At 43.5% G+C, this 14813-nt stretch carries 14 protein-coding genes; 2 read left to right on the forward strand and 12 right to left on the reverse strand.

What is annotated here, in order from left to right; genetic code table 11:
• Window positions 1-165 precede the first annotated feature (165 nt).
• The 5 genes from F6X55_RS16460 to F6X55_RS16480 all read right to left on the reverse strand — a co-directional run bounded on the left by F6X55_RS16460 (window position 166) and on the right by F6X55_RS16480 (window position 4401).
• Window positions 166-1350 (reverse strand): acetate kinase, encoded by a 1185-nt coding sequence (locus F6X55_RS16460; protein ID WP_153464773.1) that lies wholly within the window; start codon window positions 1348-1350, stop codon window positions 166-168.
• A gap of 144 nt (window positions 1351-1494) precedes the next feature.
• The gene (locus tag F6X55_RS16465; protein WP_153464775.1) at window positions 1495-2481 is read right to left on the reverse strand and encodes a class I SAM-dependent methyltransferase; all 987 of its coding nucleotides are present in this window, start codon (window positions 2479-2481) and stop codon (window positions 1495-1497) included.
• Window positions 2482-2704: 223 nt separating this feature from the next.
• A complete protein-coding gene (gene tpx / locus F6X55_RS16470) occupies window positions 2705-3205 on the reverse strand; it encodes a thiol peroxidase (protein WP_026569698.1) in 501 nt (166 codons plus the stop codon).
• A gap of 80 nt (window positions 3206-3285) precedes the next feature.
• Window positions 3286-3831, reverse strand: a complete 546-nt coding sequence (gene ytfJ, locus F6X55_RS16475) for a GerW family sporulation protein (RefSeq protein ID WP_026569697.1) — start codon at window positions 3829-3831, stop codon at window positions 3286-3288.
• A gap of 15 nt (window positions 3832-3846) precedes the next feature.
• A complete protein-coding gene (locus F6X55_RS16480) occupies window positions 3847-4401 on the reverse strand; it encodes a DUF2953 domain-containing protein (protein WP_161993106.1) in 555 nt (184 codons plus the stop codon).
• A gap of 272 nt (window positions 4402-4673) precedes the next feature.
• Between F6X55_RS16480 and F6X55_RS16485 the strand changes: the two genes are divergently transcribed.
• Window positions 4674-5474, forward strand: a complete 801-nt coding sequence (locus F6X55_RS16485) for an NAD kinase (protein WP_026569695.1) — start codon at window positions 4674-4676, stop codon at window positions 5472-5474.
• Window positions 5475-5836: 362 nt separating this feature from the next.
• On the opposite strand, the gene F6X55_RS16490 is transcribed toward F6X55_RS16485, so the two are convergent.
• The 7 genes from F6X55_RS16490 to refZ all read right to left on the reverse strand — a co-directional run bounded on the left by F6X55_RS16490 (window position 5837) and on the right by refZ (window position 13961).
• Window positions 5837-7450, reverse strand: a complete 1614-nt coding sequence (locus tag F6X55_RS16490; RefSeq protein WP_153464777.1) for an amidohydrolase — start codon at window positions 7448-7450, stop codon at window positions 5837-5839.
• 170 nt (window positions 7451-7620) lie between these two features.
• Window positions 7621-7815, reverse strand: a complete 195-nt coding sequence (locus tag F6X55_RS16495) for an alpha/beta-type small acid-soluble spore protein (RefSeq protein ID WP_026569693.1) — start codon at window positions 7813-7815, stop codon at window positions 7621-7623.
• A gap of 770 nt (window positions 7816-8585) precedes the next feature.
• The gene (thiI, locus tag F6X55_RS16500) at window positions 8586-9785 is read right to left on the reverse strand and encodes a tRNA uracil 4-sulfurtransferase ThiI (RefSeq protein ID WP_153464779.1); all 1200 of its coding nucleotides are present in this window, start codon (window positions 9783-9785) and stop codon (window positions 8586-8588) included.
• 5 nt (window positions 9786-9790) lie between these two features.
• Window positions 9791-10930, reverse strand: coding sequence for a cysteine desulfurase family protein (locus F6X55_RS16505; protein WP_153464781.1), 1140 nt, complete (start codon window positions 10928-10930; stop codon window positions 9791-9793).
• 84 nt (window positions 10931-11014) lie between these two features.
• Window positions 11015-11293 carry a hypothetical protein gene (locus tag F6X55_RS16510; RefSeq protein ID WP_026771066.1) on the reverse strand — a complete coding sequence of 93 codons (279 nt, stop codon included), beginning with the start codon at window positions 11291-11293 and terminating at the stop codon, window positions 11015-11017.
• 8 nt (window positions 11294-11301) lie between these two features.
• The gene (gene ezrA / locus F6X55_RS16515; RefSeq protein WP_026569688.1) at window positions 11302-12993 is read right to left on the reverse strand and encodes a septation ring formation regulator EzrA; all 1692 of its coding nucleotides are present in this window, start codon (window positions 12991-12993) and stop codon (window positions 11302-11304) included.
• Window positions 12994-13313: 320 nt separating this feature from the next.
• Window positions 13314-13961 carry a forespore capture DNA-binding protein RefZ gene (gene refZ, locus F6X55_RS16520; RefSeq protein ID WP_026569687.1) on the reverse strand — a complete coding sequence of 216 codons (648 nt, stop codon included), beginning with the start codon at window positions 13959-13961 and terminating at the stop codon, window positions 13314-13316.
• Window positions 13962-14125: 164 nt separating this feature from the next.
• On the opposite strand from refZ, the gene F6X55_RS16525 reads away from it, so the two are divergent.
• The gene (locus tag F6X55_RS16525) at window positions 14126-14605 is read left to right on the forward strand and encodes a GAF domain-containing protein (protein WP_026569686.1); all 480 of its coding nucleotides are present in this window, start codon (window positions 14126-14128) and stop codon (window positions 14603-14605) included.
• Window positions 14606-14813 lie beyond the last annotated feature (208 nt).

Genomic DNA, 14813 nt, shown 5'->3' on the forward strand with positions numbered 1-14813 from the left:
ATGCCCCCTCGCGACAGGAGACGCCACAATAAGTACAGAGCCTGTATTCCATGTGATTCACAGATATGTTAACCATAAAAAACCGAACGAGTACGAATTCAAGGATTCGAATCACCGTTCGGTTTTTTTAGCGTGGATATTTTCGGTCCAGCCGCTTATTTTTGATTACGCAAGTCTGACAGTGTCGCGCGCAATCATGACTTCTTCATTCGTCGGAATGACGAATACTTTAACTGGTGAATGCGGATAGTTGATAAACGCTTCTTTTCCTCTGATATTGTTTAGAGATGGATCCCAGTAAACGCCCATGAATTCAAGGCCTTTCAAGACACGTTCACGAATCTCCGTACTGTTTTCTCCAACACCTGCAGTGAAGATGATCGCATCCACTCCATGCATTCTTGCAGCATAAGAACCCAGGTATTTATGAATCCTTTCAGCGAACACTTCAAGGGCGAGTTCGGCACGCTCATCCTTATCGTCGGCCCGTTCCGTAATGTCTCTTAAGTCACTGGAGAAGCCGGATAATGCAAGCATACCACTTTCTTTATTCAGAACTGTCATCACTTCATTGGCAGTCTTCCCTGTTTTATCCATGATATAAGGAATCAAAGCTGGGTCAATGTTTCCGGATCTTGTACCCATTGTCACACCTGCTAAAGGAGTGAAGCCCATCGAGGTATCGATTGATTTCCCATTCTCAATGGCAGCGATACTTGCCCCATTACCCAAGTGGCAGGAAATTAGCCGCAACTGCTCGAGCGGTAAACCAAGCAGTTCAGCTGCACGTTGAGACACATACTTGTGAGATGTACCATGGAATCCGTACTTTCGGATGCCGTATTTTTCATAGTACTCATATGGCAGGCTATATAAATAAGATTGTTCCGGCATTGTCTGGTGAAAAGCTGTATCGAAAACAGCAACTGCCGGAACTTCAGGAAGAATTTCACGGAATGCCCGGATACCGGTAAGGTTTGCCGGGTTGTGCAACGGCGCCAGGTCTGACACCTCTTCGATTTCTCTGATTACCTCGTCGGTGATTTTCACGGAATCACTGAAACGCTCGCCACCGTGCACCACCCGGTGACCAACACCCTCGATTTCATCTAGAGATTGGATCACCCCGGATGCCGTCAGCTTGTCCAACAGCATTTTTACTGCCTGCTCATGGTCGGGGATATCTGTAGTAGTCTCGTCCTTCTCTCCTGCAGCCTCTAATGTAAAAACAGAGTTTTCGATGCCGATCCGTTCGACAAGGCCTTTTGCAATCACTGTTTCTTCTGGCATCTCGATCAATTGGAACTTCAGAGAAGAGCTACCTGCATTTATCGCTAATATTTTGCTCACTATCCTTCAATCCTTTCATTCAAGCGTCCTTACATACTCCCTTACCCATTTAAACACCGCTTTATCAAGTTTGCAATATCAAGGTTTCAATGATAACGCTTGCCTTCCAAAATCTTTATTTTCAAACTATTCGCCGATATTTTTTCAAGAAATTCCTTCTTGCTTGAACCACTGGTTTATTTTGACCAGAATGTCATTCATTGCCTGGACATTTTTAAAAGATGGCAGTTTGGCCATTAATGCTTCTTTTGGAGCTTTGGTGTCTTGTCCTTTTTTTTGCAGCAAAAAGATGCTCTTTGCATTTTGTTCTGATTTAAAAATATTCTCCGGCAATTGCACAATTCCGAAAATATGGGCGTTTTTCTGCAAGAAGGCATTTAATTGCGATGCCTGGTCACTGTCAAACAAAAAGTTCGGGATGACCAGCACCAGGTAACCGCCTTCCTTTGTATATTTGATGCTTTGTTCAATCAATAAGTGATGGGCATAAGAATGGCCTTCTTCTGCCTTAAGCTCGAAATCAGCGGCAATGATATCATCCGGATAATAGCCTACCGGTAAATCGGAGACAATCAAATCTGCTGATTCCATTAAGAATGGCCGGAGACTGTCCTGATGAAACAATTCCATGTCGATTTGTTGGAAATTGGCACTCATCAATGCAATCCGGATTAGGGTGGCATCGACCTCACTGCCAAAAGGCACTGTTTGTTGTTCCAGTTGATTATGAACTGCAGTCAACAAGTTTCCTGTACCACAAGCAGGATCAAATAAACGTATTTGTTCCCGGCCTTTCATCAGTTTATTCGCCAAATATCCCGCAAACATCGCCACAGTATCGGGAGTGATGAGATGCTGCTGCTGCGTTGCACCTTGCATCCCTTTCAAGGCAGCCAACTGAATCGATTTTCTGATTTCCTCCCGGTCGAAAGAACTGATTTCCACTTCGCCGGCTTTTTTACGCAAGTGCTGCAGCGCAAATTCACTGAGCTCTTCTGCCGTTTCACCGGTAAAAAAGTACTCCAGCACCAGGGCAAGACTGTCCAAATATGGTTGTTCCATCTGATGACCAATTTGTTCTGTGGTTTCGTCCAGAAAGTTATATAGTCTTTCCACATTATTGTGTTCCACTTCTTTTCCCCCATTCGTTTACCATCATCAGCCTTTTATTTTAACAAAATCCATCCGTTCCGAGAAAACATATGGCTATGTATTGGTTTTACATTCCTGATCAGGCACAAAAAGCCCCGAATGCCGGATCCGCCGATGTATAACAAAGAACAAAGCTCCTCGTAAATACAAACCGGCCGGACAAGTCACTCGGGGCAAGTCCTCACTCATTCAACAAATAAAATTAATTCGTTTCTTTTACTGCAGCAAGGGCTTTTTCATAATCAGGATGGTTGGTACCTTCGCTTACATATTCAGTGTATGCCACCTTGCCGTCCGAATCGATGACAAAAACAGAACGGGCCAGTAGGCGCAGTTCCTCCATCAACACCCCATAATTCAGGGCAAAATCAGCATCTTTATGGTCGGAAAAAATGTCGATGTGCTGAATATCATTAGCTTGTTTCCAACGCTTCTGCGCAAACGGCAAGTCCATGCTGACAGTCAACACTTTGACATTGTCCAGCTTTTCCGCTGCATCATTAAAACGTTGTGTTTGTTCTGCACAAACTCCGGTGTCTACAGAGGGAACGACACTGATCAGTCGTACTTGGCCGCTGTAATCAGATAAACGGACTTCATTCAAATCATTATCAAGTACTTTAAAATCCGGTGCTGTATCGCCAACTTTCACTTCGTTCCCCCCAAGAGTCATCGGGGTGCCTTTAAAGGTTACATTCGCCATTCTATCAGCCTCCATCATTTATTCTCGTGTTCCATTATGAAGGCATTGAAATGGAATGTCTAACATAAAGACCGATCCCATCACTCGTCATCACTTTCTTCGGAATCCTCGTCGTCACTTTCTTCTTTGTTTTTCTTATCTTTTCCTTTTTTATCTTTTTTATCTTTTCCTGCTTTCTCTCCCTTTTCTTTATCTTCTTTCCCGCTTCCTTTTTCCAACTTACCCAGGGTCCCTTTCAGCATTTCCTGGATTTTATCCATCGCTTGCGGGGCGAAATCCAACAATTTCTCATAAAGGTGGGTACTTTGATCCAGATGTATCATTTGTACGCCTTTTTCATTTACGATCAAAAATGCTATCGGTGTGATGGATACTCCCCCACCACTTCCTCCGCCAAACGGCATCCCACTGCCTTCCCCGGAATCGGAGTTGTCTCCCCCGCCCGATGACTGTCCTTTGAATTCAGAGCCGCCTGCCGCAAAGCCGAACCCCACCCGGGAAACGGTTATGATCATACTGCCATCCGGAGATTCTACTGGATCTCCAATAATCGTATTGACATCGACCATATCTTTCAGATTTTCCATTGCAGTAGTCATCAAACCCTCAATTGGATGTTCACTCATTTATTATTAACCTCCTTAAGTATTTACCGGTTCATTCACAGACTTCATTGTTTTACCTGAGACCTGCTTCATAATATGTCGAATGATGCGTATAGCTTTACCTAAACGAAAGGAAAAGATACACTGCGCTTCTGTAGAAAGAAACTCATGTTGGAACAACGGCTGGATATCAATCTCTTCCACCGGCATCTGTTTGACATGAGAACGAAGCCAAGCAATCAAGCTATATTTAATCCCCCATCCAGCACCAGCTGCTAAACCCGTAGTTTTTGCATCTGCCAGGCCCAGCTTCGTTCTCCAGGAGAATTGATGAATTGAAATTTTAGATATGAATTCGAGAAATTGTGGCAGGATAGAACGATAAACTTGGAAGTGATGCTTCAGGTCGCGCCATCTTCGTTTTAACGACTTGACCGGTTCGCTTTCTGGATTTGCCATTTCATTTGACTTTGACAGCCCTTTCTTTTCTGACAAAGGGTAAAGTTCTTTATGAAAAACACGGAATCCCAATATCTCCAGCTGGATTTGAAGATAATCGGAGCCGTTTTCGTATTGATAATCTATCGTCATGTAAACCCGCACACATAAGAGAAGGATAAGGGACAACAAGACAAGAAACAGGATGATACCTGCGGACAGCAGCCAACCCATACAAACACCTCCATCGTCTCCAGTATTTTCAAAATGACTATGGATTAAACAAGGATTGTTGATTATGTTCCTGCTGGGATTATGAAAAAAAGAATGATAACATAAATATAAAGCGTTTACTCACAGGTGCAAGGCTCTGTGAGATGGAGAACAACAAAGGATAACTATACAGTCAGACAGGAGGAAGCAATATGGACAATCGTCGCAACCTTTATTTTTACTACCCAAAAGAAGAGGAACTCGAAAAAAATCTCCAACCATTATTCAAACTTGCAAAAGAGAATGGGTTCAATATTGTAGACAAGTCAGAGGATGCCAATATCATCATCAGTGTAGGAGGAGACGGGGCCTTTTTACAGGCAGTCAGAAAAACTGGTTTTCGCCAGGATTGCTTGTACACAGGCATCGCCAGATCCAATGAAGCTGGTTTGTATTGTGATTTCAACCTCGATAATTATGATGAGATGGTCAATTCTATCCTTCATGAGGAGTTGGAGGTTCGCCGCTTTCCGGTCATCGATGTTCAGGTCAACCACCAGGCCCACTTTCTATGTTTGAATGAAGCAAGTATCCGATCAACATTGATTAAAACGATCGTGATGGATGTCTATATCGACGACCAGCATTTTGAAACATTCCGAGGAGATGGCTTGATTGTGGCTACTCCTACCGGCAGTACGGGGTACAATAAATCTACCAACGGAGCAGTCGTCGATCCGAAAACACCTTGTTTTCAAGTGACCGAACTGGCATCCTTGAACAATAACCGGTACCGGACGCTTGGGTCTTCCTTTGTTTTGGACAAGTCGAGAAAGTTGACGTTGAAGGTGATTCAGGATGGAAACGATTATCCGATAATCGGGTTCGACAATGAGGCCTACTCTGTACGGAATATACAAGATTTGTCGGTGACCCTGAGTGATAAAATAGTGAAAACGGTAAAATTAAAAAACAACTCATACTGGGACAGAGTGAAAAGAACCTTTTTATAACTCTCGTACTCTGATGGAGAAGCTAAGGTGATGACTTAAAAAAGGGTCTGTATGGAATTGGATGACCATACGGACCGCTTTTCCGTCTAATTTGAAGAAATTGCTGTCCTCTATTCCTCCGGACTTCAAGCGTGACTTCCGGACATCTCAGAACAGCTGCGCAATACTTCATGAGAAGAAAAAAAGAGTGATTTCCATGATGGATCAAGGAAATCACTCTTTTTCGGTTGGCCACTGTTTGACTGTGAATGTTACCGCAGGCGACACCACCATTTACTCATCGCGCAATCAACAACGAACGCGGACAGCGCAAGTGGTTTGGCACAACGTTTCCCTCTGGAATTCACAAATGAGAAAACTACTTAATACGTTTCTTGCTGCCAGTGATTTTTCTGATAAACGACTGTCTCATCCACTACAGTATTTTGGACCTGTAATGTGGTAATTTGCTCGGGACTGATTTTAAAAGGATCCCGATCAAAGATAGTAAAATCAGCATTATATCCTGGAGCTATTTTCCCCTGGTCCTGCTCATGGCAAGATGCATAAGCACTGCCATTTGTATATAAAGAAATTGCCTCGTACATGGTCAACCGCTCATCTTCTTGATAGCTGGCACCGTCCACACTCGATTTTCTCAAAACAGCCGCTTCTATCCCCAGCAACGGATTGATACTCTCAATCGGAGCATCAGAACCAGCAGCACAAGAAATACCCCTCTCAAGAAAGGTTTTCCAAGCATATGCATGCGACAAGCGACGTTCCCCTATCCTCTCGATAATCCACGGGAAATCCGATGCGACAAAGGTGGGTTGAATATCCAGCACGACATCAAGCTCTGTCAGTAAGTCCAGCAGACGGTCGTTAACAATCTGGGCATGGATAATCCGGTCACGTCTTCCATTCTCCAGAGGATACTTTCTCAGCGTTTCTGCAACAGTTTCGACTGCCTTGTCCCCAATACCATGAACAGCAACAGGCATGCCGTAGCCTCTCGCTTTTTGGACCAGTGTTTCCAGACTTTCTACGGTATGAATATTGATACCTTCATTTTCCCGGTCATCTTCATAAGGTTCTGTAAGCCAAGCTGTCCTGCCGCCAAGCGCACCGTCGGAAAAAATTTTCATCGCACCCATTTCAATGAATTCAGTACCTTTATGGTAATCAAGACCTGTCGAAACCATATCGTCGATTACCTCATGATGAACAAGTAAGTGAGCGCGGAATTTTCGTTTATCCCCATCCACTCCGTTCGTAAAGGCATGGTATGTTTTCAGAAAACCACCGTAGTAATTTAAATCTTCTGTATGGCCGCCAACCAGCCCGTTTCGATGTAAATCATCAATTGCGGTTTGTACGATAGCAGTCAAATGTTCCTCAGACATTTCCGGAATGACATTTTTAATGAATTCCTGTGCAGTATCAAGGAAATAACCTGTTGCTTCTCCAGAAGCATCCCTTACAATGACACCTCCCTGAGGATTCTCCGTTTCTTTTGTGATGCCAGCCCGTTCCATAGCTAGCGAGTTAGCTAGCAAAGCGTGCCGGCAAATGCGGGTCAACATCATTGGATTTTCCGGACTTATTTCATCCAGCTCCCCCCTTTGAAGTATGACGGGATGTTCCCAGTGATTTTCGTTCCATCCCTCCCCGATCAACCATTCACCAGGTTCGAGCTGGGAAACACGGCTGCGGAGGGCAGCTTTTACCTCCTCGGCAGATTTCATCTCCGATAAATCCAAATGGATCAATTTTTCCCCATGGCCGATAATATGTAAGTGACTGTCAATAAAGCCGGGGAACATGGTATTCCCTTGTAAGTCTTGAACCTTATCGATCCTTCCCTCGTAAACTCTTTGTAAATCGGAAACGGTCCCGACATCGATTATCTTTCCTTCTTCTGTAAAAACAGCTTCAACTGTATCCATTTCTGATTTCATTGTATAAATCGTTCCGCCTTGCCAGATAATTCCCATAATACGTTTCCCCTTTTTCTGTGATTCCTTTGTTGTTCAACTAAAACATTCCCTGCCGACCAGGGAAAATTGTCGGAGTATGATGAATTGTAAATCATTTTAACCGTTTTAGAACTAAATGAAAAGGGTAGTGCTCGCACACTACCCTTTTTGCCATATTCTCTATTTGATTATCCACGGAATTGCTGTTGTGCCATCGATACCAAACGCTTGGTGATTTCTCCACCAACGGAACCGTTAGCACGGGAAGTTGTGTCGGCGCCAAGTTGTACACCGAATTCTTGAGCAATCTCAGTTTTCATTTGGTTCAACGCTTGTTCAACTCCAGGTACAAGAAGCTGGTTGCTGTTGTTGCTGTTAGCCATGTCTTCTCACCTCCTTCCCTGTAACCATAGCATGCTCGGGCGGGAAGGGGTCCATACAGTGAGATAACTGGGAGATATGCCAGCTTTAACCAACTATTCACGGCCAATTAAAGATAGAAACTGCGGCATAGTTTGAATGCTTCTTCCTAACCTTCCTATATTCGTTCATATAGTACCAAGTGAATCAAGAGAACATGCCTAGTGCTCTAGTTTATAAACAGGAATGCAATACCCAGCGGAGGAAATACCTGGAGACTCCTGCGGGAGGAAAGGCCTCGGTGAGATCCCGCAGAGCGCAAGCTCGAGGAAGCTCACCAGCCGCCCGCGCAAAGCGCAAGGTATTTCCGCAGCCGAACACCTACTGACGTCTCATCAATAGACATAGCCGGGAAAATAGGCAGAAAATCCTAGTGGTACCCGAACAGTTTTTTATGAAGAGAAGTACAAGTTTCCTGACAAGTAATTTTAAGATGTCTTGTTGGGTCTCAAAGAAAAAGTCTCTAGGGCTTACAATAATCAGCATGCTTCTTAGCGCAGCTAGCATACGCAGACTCCAGCGGAACAGCGCAAGCTGAAGATCCACTTGGTAAAGTGATTTTCTTTTCCACGTTAGCTGAAGCCGTGCCCGCGGAAAGCTAAATAAAGCTAAATATGCTACCGAAGCGGGGGTTCACACTCTTTTTGAATAGGCAACGGAACTTCCTATTACATTTACTGCGCAGTTAATACTAACCATGACGGTTATAGGTTAAAATGAATAGGAAAGAGATTTATAACAGAGCATCGAATTCTTCTTCTTTTGCCTGGGAGTCGATTGTTACTACTTCGATGTTTTCCAATGTTTCAGTTAACAAGTCGCTGAAATCTTCCGCCTGTTCGAACTGATTCACTTTTTCTTTCCGCGGCATAGTTTTTGGTGCATCCGGCACAAAAACGGTACAGCAATCTTCATAAGGGCGGATCGATATATCGTACGTATCGATTTGTTGAGATATATCGATTATATCCTCTTTGTCCATCGTGATAAGTGGACGCAGAACCGGATAATTCGTCACTTCATTAATGGCATGCATGCTTTCCATTGTTTGGCTGGCGACCTGTCCAAGACTCTCCCCGGTCGTCAAGGAAAGAATACCTTCCCTAGAGGCAATTTGTTCACTGATCCGCATCATCATCCGGCGCATGACCGTCATGGAATAACCATGTGGTATCACTTGGTGCACCTTTTGCTGCAACTTGGTAAACGGTACAACATGTATGCGGATAGAATGACCGTATTTCGTCAATTGTCGTGCCAAATCAAACACTTTTTGTTTTGCACGTTCACTCGTGAAAGGCGGAGAATGAAAATGAACAGCCTCTACTTGAACTCCTCGTTTCATCGTTAAATAACCTGCGACAGGACTGTCGATCCCGCCAGATAGCAGGAGCAGCGTTTTCCCTGATGACCCGACCGGCAGGCCACCTGCGGCAAGTATCTTTTGCGAAGTGATATACGTACCGTCTTGCCGGATTTCGACTCTGAGTTCCATATCGGGCTGATGAACATCCACTGTATATCCTTCTGTGTTCTTAAGCAAATAACCGCCTAGTACTTGATTGAATTGCTGCGAACGCACAGGAAAGTTTTTGTCGGTCCTCTTTGTCGTCACTTTAAACGTGTTGACACCTTGTGCCTCTTGAAGGGCAAACAAAGCAGCCTTTTTAATCTGTTCTTCTTCGTTATCTACCTTTATAGCCTTGCTTAAACTGTGGATGCCGAATATGGTTTTACAACGATTGATAATCGGCTCCGGATCCTGGCCATTTAGTAAAATGTACATTCGGTCACGCTGACGCTTTACTTTAATATCAGGTATATCTTTTAATTCACTTTGTACGTTTTCTTGTAATTTCTGCGTGAAAAATTTCCGGTTTTTGCCCTTTAAGGCAATTTCACCATACCGGATCAAAATATATTCATAATGCATAGTATCTACCCCATTACTTCGCTAAATTGATGCAGTGTCTCGCCAAGCGCTTTACAAAACCCTTCGATTTCCCGCTGCTGGTTATGATAAGAAAGACTGATACGCAATGCAGAGCTGCTTTTCGATTCCGGCATTCCGCAAGCAGCCAATACAGCACTGACATCTTCATTTTTTGATGAACACGCTGATTTAGTCGAGATATAATATCCCTTTTCGCTTAAGGCATGAATCAGGACCTCTGGTTTAAAACCAGGAACAGATATATTGATGATATGCGGTGCATGGCCTGCTGGAGAATTGATTGAAACCTGCTTTGTCTTATCCAGGCAAGACCACAGCCTCTCTTTCATATCCAGAAGGTGTTGTTTTCCCTTTTGTTGTTCTTCCAGAATGAGACGTAAAGCCTTTACCAGGGAAACAGTCCCGGCCAGATTTTCTGTTCCAGAACGTATCGATTGTTCCTGTCCCCCTCCATGCATCAAGGGAAATAGATGGGTCCCCTTTTTTGCATATAGTAGTCCTGTTCCTTTAAGGCCATGTATTTTATGGCCTGAAATAGTGCATAAATCAATGCCGCTGTTCGTTAGTGGCATAGGCACTTTGCCAAAACCTTGCACATGATCCACATGAAAATGCAATTTTGGATATTGCTTGGCAATTTTTCCGATTTCTTCAACCGGTTGTATGGTGCCCAGTTCATTATTGACATGCATAATGCTGATCAAAATTGTTTCTTCGGTTATCGCCGCTTCCACAGCTGCAGGATCGACAAGGCCTTGATGGTTTACTGGAAGATAGGTCACGGAAAAACCAAGACCCTCCAACCCTCTGCATGCTTCAAGCACGGATGGATGCTCGATACAGGAAGTGATAATGTGCCTGCCCCTTTTTTGATGGGCAAGTGCGATTCCTTTTATAGCTGTATTGTTCCCTTCTGTACCGCCAGAAGTGAAAACAATTTCTTCCTCTTTGACATCAAGCAATTCTGCTGCCTGCTGCCTGGCCCTCCATAAAAGCCTTTCAGCTGCAGCGCCAGTTCGATGAATCGATGAGGGATTTCCATAATACTTTTCCGACACTTGGGTAAAACTATCGATAACTTCTTGATAAGGTTTTGTTGTGGCACTATTGTCCAAATAAATCACGGAAACGTCCCTCCCCTTTTGTTATTTATGCAATCATTTATAATACCACAAATAATCCCTTGCTACAATCTTGTCAGCAAGGGATTATTTGTGGTGAATATGCAGATCGGAAAGTAATTCATCGACTGAAATGACAGGTGTTTCGACATTCGTTTCACTTGGCTTAATTTCAATCGCACCGTTTCGATATCTAATCGTACCTGCTCCAACAAACTTTCTGTCCATCCGTTTCGCCATCGAATGGTCGACTGCAAGCTTGCTGACATTTTCATGGTGAAAATCTTCCCAGAGCAACAAGGCTGCAGCAGCCCATAACAGCAGGGCGGTTCCAGTCAGTATCCCAATGAGCCAGTTTATTTTCATTGGTTCAATCAGCTCGGTACCTTACTATATGCTTCGAGTCTCTTTAACGCACCCGGCTCGACTTCCTCCAAGGCCTGAACCGCTTCTTCCAGTGCAGACTCATATTCAAACTGGCGGAATCTGTGCTCGGCTTCGGAAAGTCTTGCTGCCAACAAAGGATACTTACTCCGGTATCGATTGGCATACTGGATGACAAGTTCGACCAGCCTTGCCTGTTCCAACAGCATTTCAGTCTGCTCTGTCATGGAGGATACGGCCTTGTCAGCTTCTGTCAGCGAATGCTGGACTTCTCCCATATCGAGGGGCAGTTGTTCCAACTTCCCTGCAACATCTTCCACCCGATCTGCCGCCTCTTCGAACAGCTCCCAAATGAACACCGGGACCCCTGGTATATTACTTTTCGTCAATGTCCGGTGTGTATCTTGAAGTGCTTTCCGCATTTCAAGAATCAGTTCTTTCGCTTCCAATTCATCTTTTCTCAAAGATTGAATCTGACTTCTGAACGCTTCGTGACGCGCTTTGAGTTTTTCCAATTCATTGGCCGCTGCCTCCACTTTTTCCCGGAGTTCAATATGTGTAGCTGTATGTTCATCAAGTCCACGGTCAATACTTTCAAGATCTTCTTTCAATTGTTTGACCAATTTGTCCAGGTTTAAGTGATTCTCCAAGTCAGTATCCTCTAAATAGTAGGACTCCTGAAGACTTTCCACTTCCTGTCTCGTATCCTCGAAAGACTTCACTTCCATTTCCAAATCCCGACGGAAGGAAGGCATCTGTTTTTCTATGAAATTTTTTGCAATAGCTTCTTTCTCGAGCAATTGATACATTTCCTTCATTCGTTCATCGACATGCTCCAGAAAAGGCACGATTTCCTCCAACACACCCTTATCAAGCTGTTCTGCAAAATCCTGCAGCTTAGTCTTATACTGGTGAATCTCTTTTTCAAATCCCAGATGCGAGATATGGTATCCATCCTTTTTCATGCCAGCAATGCCGCTTTGCAGTTCATCTAACTGATTGGGAAGTGTATGGCGGCATTTTTTGTAAATACCCGGAAACTCCTCCATTTTTGTTTCTAACTCCGACAAGTGTTCGCGTAAACCTTCGACAAGGTTTTGCGCCTCAAAATAGTTGCCTTCTTCTGTAAGCTGGTGATAATTTTCGATCGTCCGATTGATTTCGTCCAATTCGCCTTCAAAACGAGCCTCTGATTTACCAAAATGATGGCGGTTATGCAGAAGTGATTTTCTGAGCTCTTTCACCCTCGGGTTCAACTCTTCGATTGCTTTCCGGCTGTTCTCTTCCGAGTCAAGCAATTGTTCCAGCTCTACATACATTTGTTCAATGTCCGACTCAATTGCTTTCAGGGCGTCCTCTACTCGAAGCAGATTTTGCTTCGAGGCAGAAAAACGGTACTTGTCTGCGGCTTCTTCAGCATCAAACAAGTATTCTTCCATATCGGGAAGTTCCCTGGTAAGAATCGAATCCCAACGACTCTTCCATTTTTCAAAATTTTCCTGGGTTTCCCCCGATAGATTCAGTGTTTTCACCCTGGATAATTCTGCACTTACATTCCTGTTCATAATATCCATCTTCCATCCTTCCAGACGGTCGACTTCATCATAAATTCTTTTGCGCCAAATAAGTCCAAAAATGATCAAAGCGATTAAAATAAGGATACCGCCTATTATGTATGCCATAAAAAACCTCCTGACTAATCCAATAAACTATGATTATATTAAAACGAGAGGAAAAAACTTCCGTTATAAAGGCAATTTCCTTCTCTGTTTCAAGCTCCGCAGCATTCAGTTGCTTTTTGGTTTGTTGCAACATCCTGATGATGATGATTACTATTATGATACCATGTTAACAGCTATTTTTGTTTATTAATTTTCAAATTTATTCACACAACGACAAATTTTTCAAACAAGGTGGCAACAGTTGTCGGATGACGTGTTTTCTTGAAGTTTTGCAGGTGGTATGGAAGCAAGAAAAAAAGCAGGTGTCGAGTTCACCCGCTTTAACGAGACAGTATGCTAGGCTTGCTTTTTTCATCCATCCCAGTGCCTTCCGACAAATAATCGATCCAACGACAGATCAACTGGACATATTTCTTCGCAAAAAAATCTTGAGACTGATTCCAATTCACCAGAGTTTTCCACTCGTTCGCGGACGAATACGGACTGTTCAGCAAGCCCTTCAACTGCACATATAAAAACTGCAAATCTAATTTTGTATTGCCGGAATCACGCAAAGCTTCTTGAAAAACGCTGTTGATCAGATAATTTTCCTTTGCCAAATAAGTGACCATCATCTCTCTGACGAACACTGAATCAAGGGATAATTCCCGATGAATGAAACAAGTGAATTGATGCTGTTCTTGCTTATAATGTATAATAGTTGCAATCATTTGCTTCAGCCGATCGATTTTCGGCTGCGCTTCGGTATTTGTCATTGTTTCCTCAAGCATATTCATGTATTGTTCATAATAGCTGGTGACAATCGATTCCAATAACCCCTGCTTGCTATTAAAATAATAGTTGATCAACGAAACATTGACCGAAGCTGAATGAGCGATGTCACGTACAGAAGTGCCATGGTAGCCCTTTGCATAAAATAACCTGCAAGCAGCTTCCATCACCTTTTGTTTCGTTTGATTGTTCGTCATTGGTACCACCTCCTCTTGTCTTTTACGACATAACCGGGGAGAGTCCTGCAACAGTCGCTCGTCAAATACCGCATCCATCTTGTCGAGATGCTGTTGATAATCGCGAACTGTCGCAGTGCATCAAATTAATTGTCTAAAAATGCAAAGAAAAAGGCGGGGATACAATGTTTGAAACGAAAAATTACTCCGGATCCAGAGAAAAGGATTATAAATTGCTGTTAAAGCAGTTGGAGGCTTTACTAGAAGATGAGCCAGATGTCATAGCAAACCTTGCTAATGCCTCTGCTTTACTCAATCAATTTTTGACAGATGTCAATTGGGTCGGTTTTTACATTTGGCGGGAAAATGAACTGGTATTGGGACCGTTCCAAGGTTTGCCTGCTTGTGTTCGAATCAAATCCGGCAACGGAGTATGCGGTACAGCTGTACAGGAAGGAAAAACCCAGCTTGTTGACGATGTAAATCAATTCCCTGGCCATATAGCCTGTGATGCTGCAAGCCAATCCGAAATTGTCGTCCCGCTTCATAAAGGAGATGCCATTTTTGGCGTACTGGACATCGACAGTCCAAGCAAAAACAGATTCGATAAAGAAGATCAATTTTATTTGGAACAATTCGGCAAGATTTTGGAAAAACATATTTGACAAACAGAAGTCCGACCGGGACAAATACATGTCCACCAAAGCAAAAACCGAGCGAATTCAAGATATCAATCAAATTCGCTCGGTTTTTATATGTATATTCAACAAACTTCCTTTTATCCTGCTGTTTGATGCGTGCTTCGTTATGTTAGCTGAAGCCATGCCCGCGGAAAGCGAAGTACCTTGCCGGAGTGGAGCGCGATTCATAAGA

Source organism: Sediminibacillus terrae (assembly GCF_009602435.1).
Classification (GTDB): Bacteria; Bacillota; Bacilli; order Bacillales; family Amphibacillaceae; genus Sediminibacillus; species Sediminibacillus terrae.